This is a genomic window from Mesorhizobium sp. C089B, from assembly GCF_030323125.1.
GTDB lineage: Bacteria > Pseudomonadota > Alphaproteobacteria > Rhizobiales > Rhizobiaceae > Mesorhizobium.
This window is the reverse complement of the sequence record NZ_CP100469.1, coordinates 49,273-66,777: the sequence shown is the minus strand read 5'-3', so window position 1 is coordinate 66,777 and position 17,505 is coordinate 49,273. Positions and strand designations below refer to the sequence as shown.

Here is a 17,505-nt window from a genome sequence, read left to right as displayed (position 1 = left end):
GGTACCCCGTCTTACAGCTTCAGCTTGTCGATCATGTCCTGCGTGACCAGGCAGATGCCCTTTTCCGAAACCCGGAAACGCTTGGCGTCGAGAACAGGGTCTTCGCCAACCACCAGCCCTTCCGGTATCCTTACACCGTGGTCGATGACGACGCGCTTCAACTTTGCGTTCCGGCCGACATGAACGTCGGGCAGCATGACGACCTCTTCCAGCGTCGAATAGGAGTTGATGCGCGCGCCGGTGAAGATCAGGCTGCGCTTCAGCGAAGCACCCGAGACGATGCAATCGCCTGAGACCAGCGAGGAGACGGCCGAACCACGCCGGCCATCCTCGTCATGCACGAACTTTGCCGGCGGCTTCAATTCGGCATAGGTCCAGATCGGCCAGTCACGGTCGTAGAGGTCGAGTTCGGGGGTAATATCGGTCAGGTCGATATTGGCTTCCCAGTAGGCATCGACCGTGCCGACATCGCGCCAATAGGCCTCGTTCTCGGCAGTCGAGCGCACGCAGGATTTGGCGAAGCGATGCGCGATCGCCTTACCATGCTGGACGATGTAGGGGATGATGTCCTTGCCGAAGTCGCGGCTGGAGCCTGGCTCGGCCGCATCGCGGCGCAGCTGTTCCATCAGGAACTTGGTCTTGAAGACATAGATGCCCATCGAGGCCAGCGCGAATTCCGGCTTGTCGGGAATGCCGGGCGGGTCGGCGGGCTTTTCGACGAAGGCGATGATGTTGTCCTTGCCGTCGACATGCATGACACCGAAGCCGGTCGCTTCCAAGCGCGGCACTTCAAGGCAACCGACAGTGACATCGGCATTGGCATCGACGTGCTGGCGCAGCATCAGCTCGTAGTCCATCTTGTAGATGTGGTCGCCGGCCAGGATGACCATGTATTCGGGGCCATAGGCCTCGATGATGTCGATGTTCTGGTAGACGGCGTCGGCCGTGCCTTCATACCACTGGGTTTCCGAGACACGCTGGGAGGCCGGCAGGATGTCGAAGCTTTCGTTCCGCTCCGGGCGCAGGAAGTTCCAGCCGCGCTGCAGGTGGCGGATCAGCGAATGCGCCTTGTACTGGGTGGCGACACCGAGGCGGCGGATGCCGGAATTCAGCGCATTGGACAGCGCGAAATCGATGATGCGCGTCTTGCCGCCGAAATAGACAGCCGGCTTGGCCCTGCGGTCGGTCAATTCCTTGAGCCGGCTGCCGCGGCCGCCGGCCAGCACATAGGCCATGGCATCGCGCGCCAGCGGCTGGGTTCTCTTCAAGTCTGCCATTTTTACCCTCCCAAATTACCAGTCTGGAGCATCGCCCGGTCCGCAACGAGTCGACGGACCTAATCCGAAACGAGTTGACGGATCTAGTCCGCAACGAGTTGACGGACCTAGTCCGCAACGAGTTGACGGACCTAGTCCGCAACGAGTTCAAGCATGATCGTCGACAGCGGCGGCAAAAGCATCGTTGCCGAAATGCCTCCTCCTTCCGCCCTGGCTTCGACCACACCGCCATTGCCCTTGCCCGAACCACCGTAGTCCGAAGCGTCGGTGTTGATGATTTCGCGCCATTTGCCGACCTTGGGCAATGGCACGCGATAATTGTCGCGCGGCACTGGCGTGAAGTTGGAAATGACGGCGATCGGGTTGCCGCCGGGCGCGCTGCGCAGCCAGGCGAAGACCGAGTTTTCCTTGTCGTCGACGATCAGCCAGGAGAAGCCGTCCGGCTCGCAGTCGCGTGCATGCAGCGCCGGGCGCGAGCGATAGAGATAGTTGAGGTCGCGCACCGTCTGCCAGACGCCGCGATGCGGGTGGAAGTCGAGCAGGTTCCAGTCGAGCCCGCGCGCCTCGCTCCACTCGCGGCGCTGGGCGAATTCCTGGCCCATGAACAACAGCTTCTTGCCGGGATAGCCCCACATGAAGGCATAGAAGGCGCGCAAAGTCGCGAACTTCTGCCAGTCGTCGCCGGCCATCTTGCCGAGCAGCGTGCCCTTGCCGTGCACGACCTCGTCATGGGACAGCGGCAGCACGAAATTCTCGGAAAAGGCGTAGGTCAGGCCGAAGGTCAGGTCGTTGTGGTGATGTTTGCGGAAGATCGGCTCCTTGGCGAAATACTCCAACGTGTCGTGCATGAAGCCCATGTTCCATTTGAAGCCGAAGCCCAGCCCGCCTTCATGCACCGGCGCCGAGACCTTCGGCCATGAGGTCGATTCCTCGGCGATGGTCATCACGCCGGGATGGTGGCCGTAGACCTCCTTGTTCATCTTCTGCAGGAAGGAGACTGCTTCGAGGTTTTCGCGGCCGCCCTTCTCGTTGGGGATCCACTCGCCGGCCTTGCGCGAATAATCGAGGTAGAGCATCGAGGCCACCGCATCCACGCGCAAACCGTCGACATGGTATTTCTCGGCCCAGAACAGCGCGTTGTTGACGAGGAACGACACCACCTCGCGGCGGCCGAAATTGTAGATCGCGGTGTTCCAGTCGGGATGAAAACCCTTGCGCGGATCGGCATGCTCATAAAGCGCTGTGCCGTCGAAATTGGCCAGGCCATGCGCGTCGACCGGGAAATGCGCCGGCACCCAGTCGAGGATGACGCCGACGCCGGCGCGGTGCGCACCGTCGACGAAACGGGCGAAGCCGTCGGGGTCGCCGAATCGCGCCGAGGGGGCATAAAGTCCGGTTGTCTGATAACCCCATGACGGGTCATAGGGATGTTCGGAGATCGGCAGGAACTCGATGTGGGTGAAGCCGGTCTCGACAGCATAGGGGATGAGCTGGTTGGCGAGTTCGTCCCATGACAGGAAGCTGCCATCATCGTGCTGCTGCCACGAACCGGCATGGACCTCGTAGATCGATATGGCTTCGCGCCGCGGATCGGCCTTTCGCCAGTAATTGCGATGCGCCTCGTCGCCCCATTCATGCGCCGGCGGCACCGCCGTCACGGATGCTGTGGCCGGGCGCAGTTCAGACTTGAAGGCGAACGGATCGGCCTTGAGCGGCAGGCGCACGCCGTCGGGGGCAATGATCTCGTATTTATAGGGGTGGCCGGCGCCGATATCGGGAATGAACAGCTCCCAGATGCCGGTGTCGCGGCGGTCGCGCATCGTGTGCCGACGGCCGTCCCATTCGTTGAAGTCGCCGACCACCGAGACACGCCGCGCATTGGGCGCCCAGACGGCGAAGTGTACGCCGGAGGCGCCCTCGTGATCGATGAGATGAGCGCCGAGCTTGTCGAACAGCCTGAGATGCGACCCTTGGGCGATGTAATAATCATCCATCGGGCCGAGTACCGGGCCGAAGGAATAGGGATCGGTCAGCCACCAGTCGCCGCCGGCATTCTTGGCGTGATACCGCAGCGGCTGGCGCTTCTTGATCGACAGTCTGCCTTCGAAGAAACCGGCGTCGTCGCGCCGCGTGAGTTCGCCGGCGTTCTTGCCGGCCAGCGTGTATGCGGTGACGAACTCGGCATTGGGGACGAAGCAGCGGGCAACCAGGCTCTTGCCGGCATCATGCACGCCCAGGATTGCAAAAGGATCGCCATGCGTGCCTGCAACAATTGCGGCGACATCGCCGGCTGACGCCAGCCCGTCCGACCCGCTCGTCGTCGCGGTCGCGCGCGGTTTCTTCATCAGGCGGTGTCCCTCCCTGGGAACCAGTTCTTGTGCACAAGACCCATTGTCGTGGCCTCATGCAATCATATCAGGCGGGCACGTTCCAGATTTCTTTCGCATATTGGCGGATCGTGCGATCGGAAGAGAACCAGCCGACGCGGGCAACGTTGCGGATAGCGCGCGCGTACCAATCGGGGCTGTTGCGCCAGACGGCGTCGACATCGCGCTGGGCGGCGGCATAGGCGTCGAAATCCGCCGCCACCATGAACCAGTCGCTGTTGTAGAGACCGTCGACCAGCTCGCGGTAGCGATCCGGCTGGTCGGGCGAGAACACGCCCGACGATACTGCGGCAACAGCCTGCGCCAATTCAGGGGAGCCCTCGATCACGGCGCGCGGGTTGTAGCCATTGCTGCGCCGCTCGGCGACTTCCGCCGTGCTCAGGCCGAAGATGAAGATGTTGTCGTCGCCGACGCATTCCTTGATCTCGACATTGGCGCCGTCGAGCGTGCCGATGGTCAAGGCGCCGTTCAGCGCGAACTTCATGTTGCCGGTGCCCGACGCCTCCATGCCAGCAGTCGAAATCTGCTCGGACAGGTCGGCGGCCGGCATCATCACCTCGGCCAGGCTGACATTGTAGTTCGGCACGAACACCACTTTCAGCAGCCCGCGCACCGACGGGTCGCTGTTGATGACCTTGGCGACGTCGTTGGCCAGTTTGATGATCAGCTTGGCATTGTGGTAGCTGGGCGCCGCTTTGCCGCCGAAGAATTTGACGCGCGGCATCCAGTCCTGCTCGGGATGCGAGCGGATCTGGTCGTAGAGCGCGATCGCTTCCAGGATGTTGAGCAGCTGGCGCTTGTATTCGTGGATGCGCTTGACCTGGATGTCGAACAGCGCCGACGGGTCGAGCTTGATGCCGAGCCGGTCTGCGACCAGATTGGCGAGCTTGACCTTGTTGGAGCGCTTGACGGCGGCGAACTTGTCGCGGAAGGCGGCGTCGCCGGCAAAGGCTTCGAGCCCCTTGATGGCGTCGATGTCGTCGAGGAAACGGTCCCCGATCGCCGCGCGGGTGAGCGCGGTGAGGCCCGGATTGCACTGGATCAGCCAGCGCCGTGGCGTGATGCCGTTGGTCTTGTTGTTGATGCGATCGGGATAGAGCTTGTGGAGATCGGCAAACACCGTCTCCTTCATCAGTTCGGTGTGCAACGCCGACACGCCATTGATCGAGTGCGAGCCGACAAAGGCCAGGTTACCCATGCGCACGCGGCGGTCGCCATTTTCCTGGATCAGCGAGATGCGGCTGATCTGCTCATTGGAAAACTGGTTGGTGGCGCGGGCCTCAAGCAGCACCTGAGCATTGATGGCGTAGACGATCTGCATGTGGCGCGGCAAAAGCCGTTCGAACAGCGGCACCGGCCAGCTTTCCAGCGCTTCTGGCAGCAGCGTGTGGTTGGTGTAGCCGAAGGTGCGCTTGGTGATGTCCCAGGCCTGGTCGAAATCCATGCCATGGACGTCCATCAGCAGGCGCATCAGCTCTGGCACGGCGATCGCCGGATGGGTGTCATTGAGATGGATCGCCGCCTTGTCGGGCAGCGAGGCGAGATCGCCATACTGGCTGAGATGGCGCTGGACGATGTCCTGCAGCGATGCGGTGGAGAAGAAATATTCCTGCCGCAGCCGCAGTTCCTGGCCGGCCTTGTGGGAATCGGCGGGGTAAAGCACGCGCGACAAGGCATCGGCCTTGTTGCTTTCGGCCAGCGCGCCGATGTGGTCGCCGGCGTTGAACTTGTCGAGCAGGATCGGATCGACCGGCATGCCGGACCAAAGCCGCAGCGTGTTGACGCGGTTGGCCCGCCAGCCAACCACCGGGGTGTCGTAGGCGACGGCCTGGACATGCTCGGTCGGCTTCCAGACGTGACGTTCGAGCCGGCCATCCTTGGAGGTGATCGATTCCACCGAGCCGCCGAAGCCGACTTCGAAGGCGCGTTCGCGGCGCTCGAACTCCCAGGGGTTGCCGTGGTCGAGCCAGGTTTCGGGCAGTTCGACCTGCCAGCCGTCATGGATCTCCTGGCGGAACATGCCGTTGGCGTAGCGAATGCCGTAGCCATGCGCGGGAATGTCGACGGTCGCCATGCTTTCCATGAAGCAGGCGGCGAGCCGGCCGAGACCGCCATTGCCGAGCGCTGCATCCGGTTCGAGCCCGGCGATGAGGTCGAGGTCGACGCCCAGCGACTTGAGCGCTTCTCGCATATTGTCCATCAGGCCGAGATTGGAGAAGGCATCGCGCATCAGCCGGCCGATGAGGAATTCGAGCGACAGGTAATAGACGCGCTTTTCCTGCTGGGCGTAGGCCTCCTGCGTCGCCTGCATCCAGTGATCGACGATGCGGTCGCGCACGACCTTGATCGAGGCTGTCAGCCAATCATATTGCGTGGCAACGGAGGTGCCTTTGCCGACCCGGTATTTGAGAGCCAGCAAGACTTCGTCGGCCAGCGTCTTGGGATCGGGTATTTCGAGATCGGGGGCTTTGGCTGTCATTGTTCGCGTCATACTGCCTCTCGTGATCGTGCTGCGATCATACCGGCTTTCGCTCTCAGTCCCAGCCTATCCTAGTGCATCGCAACATACGTTCAATCGATTTAGACCAGCATGCCGCCAGTTCCCCTGCGGCAATTTATCCGTCGAGCGGATCAGGCAGCGAGTGCAGCCTCCGGCGGAACCTTCGCTCCCGTCATGAAGGCGACGGCGTCGGACATGGTATATTGCTTGGGATCGATGACGCAGAGGCGGCGACCCAGCCGATGGATATGGATGCGGTCGGCAACCTCGAAGACATGCGGCATATTGTGCGAGATCAGCACGATCGGCAGGCCTCGTTTCTTGACGTCGAGGATCAGTTCCAGCACGCGGCGGCTCTCCTTGACGCCGAGTGCGGCGGTCGGCTCGTCCATGATCACCACGCGGCTGCCGAAAGCAGCGGCGCGCGCCACCGCCACGCCCTGGCGCTGGCCGCCCGACAGCGTTTCCACCGCCTGGCTGATGTTCTGGATGGTCATCAGCCCAAGCTCGGTGAGCTTGTCGCGGGCGCGCTTTTCCATTGCGGGCCGGTCGAGCATACGAAGCCAGTCGCCGAGGAAGCCGGGTTTGCGGATCTCGCGGCCCAGGAACATGTTGTCGGCGATCGACAGGGCCGGCGACAAAGCCAGGTTTTGGTAGACCGTCTCGATGCCCGCCTCGCGCGCCTCCATGGGCGATTTGAAAGCGACAGCCTTGCCTTCAAGACGGATCTCGCCTTCGTCGGGCACGGCGGCGCCGGAAATCGCCTTGATCAGCGATGATTTGCCGGCGCCATTGTCTCCGATGACGGCCAGGATTTCGCCGGGGTAGAGGTCGAAGTCGGCATTGTCGAGGGCGGTGACACGGCCATAGCGCTTGATCAGGCCGCGCGCGGTGAGGATGGGTTCCACGGTCATGCCGAAACCTTTCTGATCCATTGGTCGATCGCCACGGCGCCGATGATCAGCACACCGGTGAGCAGCACCTTCCATTGCGGATCGGCGCCCAGCATGTTGAGGCCCATCGAGACGACGCCGACGATCATCGCGCCGAAAAGCGTGCCCAGAATTGAGCCGCGCCCGCCGAACAGTGAAATGCCGCCGATCACCGTCGCGGTTATCGCCTGCAGGTTGTAGTCGGTGACGGCGGCTGACGGCGAGATCGAGCCGTTGCGGCCGATGGACACCCAGGCAGCGAAAGCGGCGATCAACCCGGCAAGGGTGTAGACCGTCATCAACACCTTCTTGGTCTGGATGCCAGACAGCTTCGCCGCCTCCTGATCATCGCCAACGGCGTAGACATGGCGGCCCCAGGCGGTGTGATTGAGCACGTACCAGAGGATCAAAACGAGCACGACCGTGGCGATGACGCCCAGTGTCAGCACCGCCGTGCCGATCTTGAAACTCAGGGCAAAGAGATGCAGCAGCGGCGCCTGGGCGTCGACGTCGGTATCGCGGATCGTCTCATTGGCCGAATAGATGAAGTTCGTCGCCATGACGATGTTCCAGGTGCCGAGCGTGACGATGAACGGCGGCAGCTTCATGTAGGCGACCAGCAAGCCGTTGAGCAGGCCGCAGGCTGCGCCGGCGGCAAGCCCGATGGGCACTGCGAGCACGGCCGGCATGCCGTAGCTGACCGCGCAATTGCCCATGATCACGGCCGAAATCACCATGATCACGCCGATCGACAGGTCGATGCCGGCGGTCAGGATGACCAGTGTCTGCGCGGCACCGAGGATGCCGACGATGGCGATCTGCTGCAGGATCAGCGTCAGCGTATAGGATGAGAAGAAACGCCCGCCAATGGCGATGCCGAAAATGACGATCGACAAGACCAGCACAATCAGCGGCACCGCCGCCGGCGTGGAGTGCAGGAAATGCTGGATCCGCTTGACGGCCGATTTGTGCTCGTCAAAGGCGGCAACGCTTGTGTCGCTGCTCGAGAGAACCTTCTCGAATTCCTGTGCTTGAGCCATGTTTCCTCCCCTGGGCTTCAGCTCCATGCCGATACCCGCTCGCGCCTGTCCGGTCTGCTGCCGGGATTATTCGCGTGACGCATCGTCCACCCGAAGCGGCCGGGGATCAAGCCCCCGGCCGTCAGCTTGCCGCTGGCTGTCAGGCAGCCATCAGCCCCAGCACTTGGCGAGGCCTTCCTTGGTGTCGATCGACTTCACGCCATTGGCCGGCTTGTCGGTGACGAGGTTGACGCCGGTGTCGAAGAAGTTCTTGCCTTCGGTCGGCTTCGGCTTGGCGCCGTCCTTGGCGAAGGCGGCGATCGCCTCGATGCCGAGTGCCGCCATCTGCAGCGGGTATTGCTGCGAGGTGGCGCCTATGACGCCTTCGGTCACCGACTTCACGCCGGGGCAGCCGCCATCGACCGAGACGATCAGCACCTGGCTTTCGAGACCGACCGCCTTGAGCGCCTGGTAGGCGCCGACAGCGGCGGGCTCGTTGATGGTGTGGATGACGGTGATGGAGTTGTCCTTCTGCAGAAGGTTTTCCATCGCCTTGCGGCCGCCTTCTTCATTGCCGTTGGTGACGTCGTGGCCGACGATGCGGGCATCGTCCTCATCGCCGATCTTGTTGGGATCCTTCACGTCGATGCCGAAGCCCATCATGAAGCCCTGGTCGCGCAGCACATCCACGGTCGGCTGTGAGGGGGTCAGGTCGAGGAAACCGATCTTGGCGTCCTTGGCCTTGTCGCCGAGGGTCGCGGCTGCCCAGGCGCCGATCAGCTTGCCGGCTTCCAGATTGTCCGTCGCGAAGGTCGCGTCGGCGGCATCGATCGGGTCCAGCGGGGTATCGAGCGCGATCACCAGCAGGCCGGCGTCACGCGCCTTCTTCACCGTCGGCACGATGCCCTTGGTGTCGGACGCGGTGATCAGGATGCCCTTGGCGCCGTCGGCGATGCAGCTTTCGATCGCCGCCACCTGGCTCTCGCTGTCGCCGTCGATCTTGCCGGCATAGGTCTTGAGGTCGACGCCAAGTTCCTTGGCCTTGGCGGTCGCGCCCTCCTTCATCTTGACGAAGAAGGGGTTGGTGTCGGTCTTGGTGATCAGGCAGGCGCCGACGCCGGCGGCCGATGCTGTCGAAGCAAACGCCATCAGGCCGAGGCCCGCCGCGGCGAACACGGTGGACTTCAATAAAGCTTTGGTCACGATCTTCCTCCCATGGAACCATGCGGATGCCGCCAACCGGCATCTTGAGCGCATCCACTGAAGTTCTCCCAGTGTGGACGCGCCCTCAAATGACACCAGCGGGAGCCGCCTGTCAATAATTAAATCACTCTTATTTATTATTGACAGCTTTGCGCGGTTCACTCATTCTGCCGCAAAAGCGGTAAGAATAAACCAAGGGAAGGAACAAGGGTGGAGACCGGCATTGCGAGGCACGGTTCGCCCGAGGCGGCCGCCAGCCGTCTCCACCGTGGCACCAACCAGAGCGGCATGCGCGACCACAATGAGCGGCTGGTGCTGTCGTTGGTTCGCCAGCACGGCAGCTTGGCCAAATCAGACATTGCGCGCATGACCGGGCTTTCAGCGCAGACCGTCTCGGTCATCATGCGCGAACTGGAGGAAGACAGCCTGCTGCTGCGCCAGGCGCCGTTGCGCGGCAAGATCGGCCAGCCCTCCATCCCGATGGCGCTGAACCCCGAAGGCGCCTTCTTCATCGGCCTCAAGATCGGCCGCCGCAGCGCCGAACTGGTGCTGATCGATTTCCTCGGAACTGTGCGTTCCATGCTGCAGCACTCCTACCGCTATCCGGCGCCGCGCGAGACGGTTGAGTTCGTCACCGAAGGCATGAAGACGATGCGCGCCGAACTGACACCTGCGCAGGACAAGCGCATTGCCGGGCTCGGCATCGCCATGCCGTTCGAACTGTGGAACTGGGCCGACACCGCCGGCGCGCCGCGCGACATCATGGACGAATGGCGCCATCGCGACATCCGTGCCGACATCCAGGCGCAGTGCGAATTCCCGGTCTATCTGCAGAATGACGCCACCTCCGCCTGCGGCGCCGAACTGGTGTTCGGCCAGACCGGCGGGGCGCGCGACTTCGTCTATTTCTATATCGGCGCCTTTGCCGGCGGCGGCATCGTGCTCAACGGCCGGCTGTTCGGCGGGCCAACCGGAAATGCCGGGGCGCTGGGTTCGATGCCGGTGCCGGGGCCGGACGGCAAGCCGACGCAGCTCATCGACGTCGCCTCGATCGCCATGCTGGAAAAGGCGCTTAACGCACGCGGCGTCGAGGCTTCGCATCTGTGGACGTCGCCTGAGGATTGGGGCGAGATCGGTCACGAGCTCGACGACTGGATCGCCAATGCCGCTCAGGCGCTGGCCTATGCCATCGTATCGGCGTCCTCGGTGATCGATTTCGAGGCCGCGGTGATCGACGGCTGGATGCCGCTCGCTGTCCGGCGCCGGCTCGTCGATGCGATCAGGCAGGCGATCGGTACGATCGATGGCGAAGGGCTGAAGCTTCCGGTGGTGCGCGAAGGCACCGTCGGCATCCATGCCCGCGCGCTGGGCGGCGCCAGCCTGCCGCTGTCCGAACGCTTCCTCATCGGTTCGACCACGATTTCCAGGAGCATCTGAATGCTGATCGGTATTCCGTCGCTGCTCGGTCCGGAGCTTCTGGCGACATTGCGCGCCATGGGCCATGGCGACGAGATCGCGCTCGTCGACGGCAACTATCCGGCGGAAGAACAGGCAAACCGGCTGATCCGCGCCGACGGTCTTCACCTCATACCGGTGCTTGACGCCATTTTGAGCGTGCTGCCGGTGGACGACTTCGTGCCGGAAGCGCTGTTTCGTGCCTCGGTAAAAGGCGATCCCTCGGTCGCCGATCCGGTCCACCATGAAATCGAAACGATCTGCACCAGGCGCGCGCCGGGCCGCAAGGTGGTTGCGCTGGCGGGCGCCGACTTCTATGCACGCGTCCGGTCGGCATATGCGATCGTCGGGACCAGCGAACCCCGGCTCTACGCCAACATCATCATCCGCAAGGGCGTGATCTATCCGCCGGAGAACAAGAAATCATGATCCTCTGCTGCGGCGAAGCCCTGATCGACATGCTGCCGCGCACCACGACACAGGGCGAGCCGGCCTTTGCGCCCTATGTCGGCGGCGCGGTGTTCAACACGGCGATCGCGCTTGGCCGCCTCGGCGCGCCCGCCGGCTTCTTTTCCGGCCTGTCGTCGGATCTGTTCGGCGGCCAGTTCCGCGAGGCGCTCGGCGCAAGCAAGGTCAGCTCCACCTATGCGCACACCTCCCCTCGCCCGACCACGCTCGCCTTCGTGCGGCTCACCAACGGCCAGGCGACCTACACTTTCTACGACGAAAACACCGCCGGGCGCATGCTGACGACAGAGGATCTGCCGACACTGGGCGCCGAGATCGAAGCCATGCTGTTTGGCGCCATCAGCCTGATTTCGGACCCGGCGGGTGCTGCCTACGAAGAATTCATGAAACGCGAGCACGAACGCCGCGTCATGATGCTCGACCCCAACATCCGGCCGAACTTCATCCCCGACAAAGCCAAGCACCTCCGGCGCATCCGCTCGATGATGGCGATGGCCGACATCGTGAAGCTATCGGATGAGGATCTGCACTGGTTCGGCGAGGCCGGCTCGCATGAGGACGTCATCCGCAACTGGCTGGATCGCGGCCCGAAGCTGATCGTCGTTACCCACGGCAGCGAAGGTGCCGTCGGCTACAGCAGGGAACACAAGGTCACGGTGATGCCGCATAAGGTGGAGGTGGTCGACACGGTCGGCGCCGGCGACACTTTCAATGCCGGCATTCTGGCCTCGCTGCACGAGCAAGGCCTGCTCACCAAGGCCGGGATCGGCGGCCTTTCGGAGGACGCCATCCGTCAAGCGCTGGCCCTCGGCGCCAAAGCGGCGGCGGTGACCGTGTCGCGGGCCGGCGCCAACCCGCCCTGGCGGCACGAAATCGCCTGATCCACGCTTAGTCCGCCGCCAGCCGCTGCAAGCAGCCGATCACTTTATGTTTCCGCGAGCCGGAAAGACGGACTGAATCAGCCGGATTAATAGGTGGCGAAGCCCGGATTTCCGGCATCTTGCGGCAATGCAGGGAAAGCCTGAAGTAACAGGCTGCGACACCTACACAACCCGTCCCGCGGCCGGTCCGGCTTTCTAGACCGGCCCAACTCTGGTACCAGCGGCCCGGTTAAGTTGTTGTTTCTGTGCGTGTCGTTGGGGCGGCCCGCACCACACCGTTTTGAGGCCGACATGCAATTCATCGATCTTGGCGCGCAGCGCGAACGTATCCGCGACCGGCTGAAGGCCGCGATCGACAATGTCGTCGAGGAAGGCCGCTATATCCTAGGGCCGCAAGTCACCGAATTCGAAAACAAGCTCGCAGCCTATATCGGCACCAAGCATGTCGTGGCCTGCGCCAACGGCACCGACGCGCTGCTGTTGCCGCTGTTTGCCGCCGGTATCGGCCCCGGCGACGCGGTGTTCGTGCCGAGCTTCACCTTTGCCGCGACGGCGGAAGTGGTGGCGCTTGCCAAGGCCGAACCGGTGTTCGTCGATGTCGACGCCGAGACCTACAACATCGACATCGCCAGCCTCGAGGCGGCGATCGCCATGATCCAGAAGGAAGGCCGGCTGAAGCCGAAGGCGATCATTCCCGTCGATCTGTTCGGGCTTGCCGCCGACTACGACGCGATCATGGCGATTGCCAAGCGCGAAGGGCTGCTGGTGATCGAGGATGCGGCGCAGTCGATCGGCGGTTCGGCCGACGGCACAATGTGCGGCGCCTTCGGCCATGTCGGCTCGACCAGCTTTTATCCGGCCAAGCCGCTGGGCTGCTACGGCGATGGCGGCGCGATGTTCACCAATGACGACGCGCTGGCCGACCAGCTGCGCTCGTTTGCGTTCCACGGTAAGGGCGAGACGCAGTATGACAATGTCCGCGTCGGCATCAATTCACGCCTCGACACGATCCAGGCGGCGATCCTGATCGAGAAACTCGCCATCCTGGAAGACGAGATGGTCGCCCGCCAGGTGGTGGCCAAGCGCTACGCCGAAGGTCTCGGCGACATCGTCAAGACGTCACGCAATCTGGGCGGTGGCCGCTCGGCCTGGGCGCAATACGCCATCGAGACGCCGAAGCGCGACGGGTTGAGGGCGCATCTCGGCGAAAAGGGCATCCCTTCGGTGATCTATTATGTGAAGCCGCTGCACGAGCAGGTCGCCTATCGCGACTATCCGCGCACGCCGACCGGGCTTGCGGTTTCGGAGGAACTGCCGAAGCGCATCCTGTGCCTGCCGATGCATCCCTATCTCAGCGAAGCCGACCAGGACCGCATCATCGAGACGATCCGCAACTACATTGGCTCGAACTCGGCGCATGTAGCGGCGGCGTAAGTTACGCCGCGTCCGCCGCCTTCCCGCTCGCAATAAAATGCGGGTTGGCGAAATCCTCGTCGTCGCTCTGTTTGCGCTTGCCATAGGTGAGCGGCTCGCCGTCCAGCGTGCGCGTCATGCCGCCGGCGGCGCGCAGTACGGCGTCGCCGGCCGCCGTGTCCCATTCCATGGTGCGGCCGAAGCGCGGATAGATGTCGGCTTCGGCTGCGGCGAGCAGGCAGAATTTCAGCGATGAGCCGACCGAGACGATCTCGGCGGCGCCGAGATCCTTGATGAAGGCTTCGGTCTCCGGGGTGTTGTGCGAGCGGCTGGCAACGACCGCCAGCGGCGTGACCGCCCTCCTAACCGAAATCCGCCGGCGGCCGACGATACGGAAGTCGCCATCGACCTCGATTGCTTCGGCCCAGCCCGGCCGTCCAGAGAAGAACCGCCCGCTGCACGGTGCGAAGACGACGCCGATCTCCGGCACGCCGTGCCGGACAAGCGCGATGTTGACGGTGAAATCGGTCCGGCGGTTGACGAATTCCTTCGTTCCATCGAGCGGATCGATCAGGAAGAAGGCGCCATCCAGATCGGGCGGCACAATGCCTTCGGCGACCTCTTCCTCGGCCACGCAGGGAATGTCGGGATAGGCCGCACGCAGGCCGGCGAGGATGATCGTCTCGCTCTCGCGGTCGGCTTCCGTGACCGGCGAGGAGTCCGACTTGCTGTCGACCGCGCAGCCGGCCTTGAAGACCCGCATCACCTCGCGTCCGGCTTCGAGCGCCAGGCGCTCGAACACGTCGAGCATCACTTCGTCGTCAGATGCCGCCGCCGCTGTCATATTGGTCTTCGGCAATGTCGCGCTCATTCAGCCAGTGTTCCAGAGCCTCTACCATCTCCTCGGCCGTCTTGCCGAGTGTCTTGAGATGGATTTCGGGATTTTCGGGAGCTTCATACGGGGAATCGACGCCGGTGAAGTTCTTGATCTCGCCATTCAGCGCCCGTGCGTAAAGGCCTTTCGGGTCGCGTCGGGCGCATTCCTCGAACGGCGTATCGACGAACACTTCGACGAACTCGCCGTCGGCCATCAACTCCCTGGCCATGCGCCGCTCGGCGCTGAAGGGGGAAATGAAGGAGACGATGACGATCAGCCCGGCATCGGCCATCAGCTTTGCCACTTCGGCGACACGGCGGATGTTTTCGACCCGATCGGCGTCGGTGAAGCCGAGATCGCGGTTGAGGCCGTGGCGGACATTGTCGCCGTCGAGAATGTAGGTGTGACGCCCCGAAGCGAACAGCTTCTTCTCAAGCAGATTGGCGATGGTCGACTTGCCCGAGCCGGAAAGACCGGTGAACCAGAATACGGCGGGGCGCTGGCTCTTGAGGTCGGAGCGGCCGCGCTTGCCGACATCGAGCGACTGCCAATGGATGTTTTCGGCGCGGCGCAAGGAATGCAGGATCATGCCGGCGCCGACCGTGGCATTGGTGATGCGGTCAATCAGGATGAAGGCGCCGGTATCGCGGTTGTCGGCGAAGGTGTCGAAGGCGATCGGCGCCCGGGTCGAGATATTGCAGATGCCGACTTCGTTCATCTCGAGCGACTTCGCCGCCTCGCGAGCGAAGTCGTTGACGTTGACGCGGTATTTCAGGTCGGTGACGGTGGCGCTGGTCTGGTCGGTCTCGGTGCGCAGTATATAAGAGCGTCCCGGCAGCAGCGCTGCCTCGTCGAACCAGACGATGTTGGCGGCGAACTGGTCGGCGACCTGCGGCCGTGCCGCCGGCGACACCAGCATGTTGCCTCTGGAGACCTCGACCTCGTCATCGAGCACAAGGGTGATGGCCTGGCCGGCCACCGCCTGGGCAAGATCGCCGCCTTGCGCGACGATGCGCTTGACCCGCGAGGCCTTGCCGGATTTGGCGACCACCACCTCGTCGCCCTGCGCGACGGAGCCGGACGCGATGGTGCCGGCAAAGCCGCGGAAGTCGAGATTGGGCCGGTTGACATACTGCACCGGAAACCGGAACGGCAGTTCGACCGCGGCCTCGTCGACCGATACGGTTTCGAGATGCTCGATCAGCGACGGGCCGGAATACCACGCCGTCTTGCCGGAGCGGCTGGTGACATTGTCGCCATAGCGGGCCGACATCGGGATCGGCACGATCGTCTGGAAGCCGAGCTCGTGCGAGAACTGCCGGTAATCCTCGACGATACGGTCGAACACCGCCTGGTCGAAATCGACGAGGTCGATCTTGTTGACGGCAAGCACGATATGGCGGATGCCGAGCAGCGAAGCGATGATCGAGTGGCGCCGGGTCTGGCGCAGCACACCCTGGCGCGCATCGATCAGCACGATGGCGAGATCGGCAGTCGATGCGCCGGTCGCCATGTTGCGGGTGTACTGTTCATGGCCGGGGGTGTCGGCGACGATGAACTTGCGCTTGGGCGTGGCGAAGAAGCGGTAGGCGACGTCGATGGTGATGCCTTGCTCGCGCTCGGCCTCGAGGCCGTCGACCAGAAGCGCGAAGTCGATGTCGTCGCCAGTGGTGCCGTGCTTGCGGGAATCGCGCTCGAGTGCGGCGAGCTGGTCCTCGAAGATCTGCTTTGTGTCGGACAGAAGACGGCCGATCAGCGTCGACTTGCCGTCGTCGACCGAGCCGCAGGTGAGGAAGCGCAGCAGCGACTTCTTCTCCTGCGCCGCCATGTATTCGCGCACGCCGTCGGTGGGAGCGAGGCTCTTGGCCAGGATATGGCGCATGCTTAGAAATATCCCTCGCGCTTCTTCTTTTCCATCGAGCCGGCTTCATCGCGGTCGATGAGGCGGCCCTGGCGCTCGGAGGTGCGCGCCGTCAGCATCTCGCCGACGATGGCTTCGAGCGTGTCGGCTTCGGATTCGATGGCGCCGGTCAGCGGATAACAGCCGAGCGTGCGGAAACGCACCAGACGGTTCTCCATCGTCTCACCGGGGCGCAATTGCATGCGATCGTCATCCTTCATGATCAGCATGCCGTCGCGTTCGACCACCGGCCGCTCCTTGGCGAAATAGAGCGGCACGATCGGGATGTTTTCCTGCAGAATGTACTGCCAGATATCGAGCTCGGTCCAGTTCGACAGCGGAAACACGCGGATCGATTCGCCCGGCGCGATGCGGGTGTTGAAGATCTTCCACATCTCCGGCCGCTGGTTCTTCGGGTCCCAGACATGCTGGGCGTTGCGGAAGGAAAAGATGCGCTCCTTGGCGCGCGACTTCTCCTCGTCGCGCCGAGCCCCGCCGAAGGCAGCGTCAAAGCCGTATTTGTCGAGCGCCTGGCGCAACGCCACCGTCTTCATGACATGGGTGTGGGTGTTCGAGCCATGGTCAAAGGGGTTGATACCGTCGCGCACGCCGTCTTCATTGACGTGGACCAGCAGGTCGAAGCCGAGCTTCTGCGCCATCTGGTCGCGAAAGGCGATCATCTCGCGGAACTTCCAGGTGGTGTCGACATGCAGGAAGGGGAAAGGCGGCTTGGCCGGATAGAAGGCCTTCATCGCCAGATGCATCAGCACGGAGGAATCCTTGCCGACGGAATAGAGCATCACCGGCTTGGAGAAGGAGGCGGCAACCTCACGGAAGATGTGGATGGACTCGGCCTCGAGCCGCTGCAGGTGCGTAAGCGCGATGTTCATGGACTGTGAGCGTTCTCTCGTGCAATCCAGACCTTGCATCAGATGGATCGGGCGTCCTTTTCAGCCGCCCGGTTCAAGCTTCACTGCTGGACACTATCGGTTCGTGCCGGCGTTCTAGCAGATCGCCACCTGATATAACAACGCTGGAAAGGCCGGCGGCCACACCGATCGGCAACGAATTTTCCATGAAAAGCCTAGAATCCGAAAATTCCTGCCCGCCGGAGCGATAGCATTCAAAGGCCGGGAAAAATCTTGCCTGAACCGAAAGAAACGCCCGCCCGACCTCGTCGCACTTTCGAAAAC

General features: G+C 63.1%; 13 protein-coding genes. 4 read left to right on the top strand and 9 right to left on the bottom strand.

Annotation, left to right across the window (positions count from 1 at the left end; genetic code table 11):
* Positions 1-11: 11 nt before the first annotated feature.
* From glgC to NLY44_RS00250, 6 genes are all read right to left on the bottom strand, one after another.
* The gene (glgC, locus tag NLY44_RS00275) at positions 12-1,277 is read right to left on the bottom strand and encodes a glucose-1-phosphate adenylyltransferase (protein WP_023715696.1); all 1,266 of its coding nucleotides are present in this window, start codon (positions 1,275-1,277) and stop codon (positions 12-14) included.
* A gap of 131 nt (positions 1,278-1,408) precedes the next feature.
* A complete protein-coding gene (glgB, locus tag NLY44_RS00270; RefSeq protein ID WP_023805743.1) occupies positions 1,409-3,622 on the bottom strand; it encodes a 1,4-alpha-glucan branching protein GlgB in 2,214 nt (737 codons plus the stop codon).
* A gap of 70 nt (positions 3,623-3,692) precedes the next feature.
* Complete coding sequence (locus NLY44_RS00265; protein WP_023687197.1) at positions 3,693-6,155, bottom strand: glycogen/starch/alpha-glucan phosphorylase; 2,463 nt, start codon at positions 6,153-6,155, stop codon at positions 3,693-3,695.
* Between the two features lie 140 nt (positions 6,156-6,295).
* On the bottom strand, positions 6,296-7,078 hold the full coding sequence (locus tag NLY44_RS00260) for an ATP-binding cassette domain-containing protein (RefSeq protein WP_023670726.1): 783 nt from the start codon (positions 7,076-7,078) through the stop codon (positions 6,296-6,298).
* On the bottom strand, positions 7,075-8,136 hold the full coding sequence (locus NLY44_RS00255) for an ABC transporter permease (protein WP_023670725.1): 1,062 nt from the start codon (positions 8,134-8,136) through the stop codon (positions 7,075-7,077). Before NLY44_RS00255 ends, NLY44_RS00260 begins: the two co-directional genes overlap by 4 nt.
* Positions 8,137-8,286: 150 nt before the next feature.
* Positions 8,287-9,264, bottom strand: a complete 978-nt coding sequence (locus NLY44_RS00250) for a sugar ABC transporter substrate-binding protein (RefSeq protein ID WP_081725578.1) — start codon at positions 9,262-9,264, stop codon at positions 8,287-8,289.
* A 264-nt stretch (positions 9,265-9,528) separates the two neighbouring features.
* On the opposite strand from NLY44_RS00250, the gene NLY44_RS00245 reads away from it, so the two are divergent.
* The 4 genes from NLY44_RS00245 to NLY44_RS00230 all read left to right on the top strand — a co-directional run bounded on the left by NLY44_RS00245 (position 9,529) and on the right by NLY44_RS00230 (position 13,556).
* The gene (locus tag NLY44_RS00245; protein WP_023702241.1) at positions 9,529-10,755 is read left to right on the top strand and encodes an ROK family transcriptional regulator; all 1,227 of its coding nucleotides are present in this window, start codon (positions 9,529-9,531) and stop codon (positions 10,753-10,755) included.
* Entirely contained in the window at positions 10,756-11,202 is a 447-nt protein-coding gene (locus NLY44_RS00240) for an RbsD/FucU family protein (RefSeq protein ID WP_023684581.1), read from the top strand.
* On the top strand, positions 11,199-12,122 hold the full coding sequence (locus tag NLY44_RS00235; RefSeq protein ID WP_023805744.1) for a carbohydrate kinase family protein: 924 nt from the start codon (positions 11,199-11,201) through the stop codon (positions 12,120-12,122). The genes NLY44_RS00240 and NLY44_RS00235 overlap by 4 nt, the downstream gene beginning before the upstream one ends.
* A gap of 291 nt (positions 12,123-12,413) precedes the next feature.
* Positions 12,414-13,556: a DegT/DnrJ/EryC1/StrS family aminotransferase gene (locus NLY44_RS00230; RefSeq protein ID WP_023805745.1), complete on the top strand. Its 1,143-nt coding sequence runs from the start codon at positions 12,414-12,416 to the stop codon at positions 13,554-13,556.
* Between the two features lies 1 nt (position 13,557).
* Here NLY44_RS00230 and cysQ read toward each other — a convergent pair whose 3' ends face one another.
* The 3 genes from cysQ to cysD are packed head-to-tail and all read right to left on the bottom strand — an operon-like array spanning position 13,558 to position 17,202.
* Positions 13,558-14,346 (bottom strand): 3'(2'),5'-bisphosphate nucleotidase CysQ, encoded by a 789-nt coding sequence (cysQ, locus tag NLY44_RS00225; protein WP_031196090.1) that lies wholly within the window; start codon positions 14,344-14,346, stop codon positions 13,558-13,560.
* A 10-nt stretch (positions 14,347-14,356) separates the two neighbouring features.
* A complete protein-coding gene (gene cysN, locus NLY44_RS00220) occupies positions 14,357-16,294 on the bottom strand; it encodes a sulfate adenylyltransferase subunit CysN (protein WP_023805746.1) in 1,938 nt (645 codons plus the stop codon).
* Between the two features lie 2 nt (positions 16,295-16,296).
* Complete coding sequence (gene cysD / locus NLY44_RS00215) at positions 16,297-17,202, bottom strand: sulfate adenylyltransferase subunit CysD (RefSeq protein ID WP_023805747.1); 906 nt, start codon at positions 17,200-17,202, stop codon at positions 16,297-16,299.
* Between the last annotated feature and the right edge of the window lie 303 nt (positions 17,203-17,505).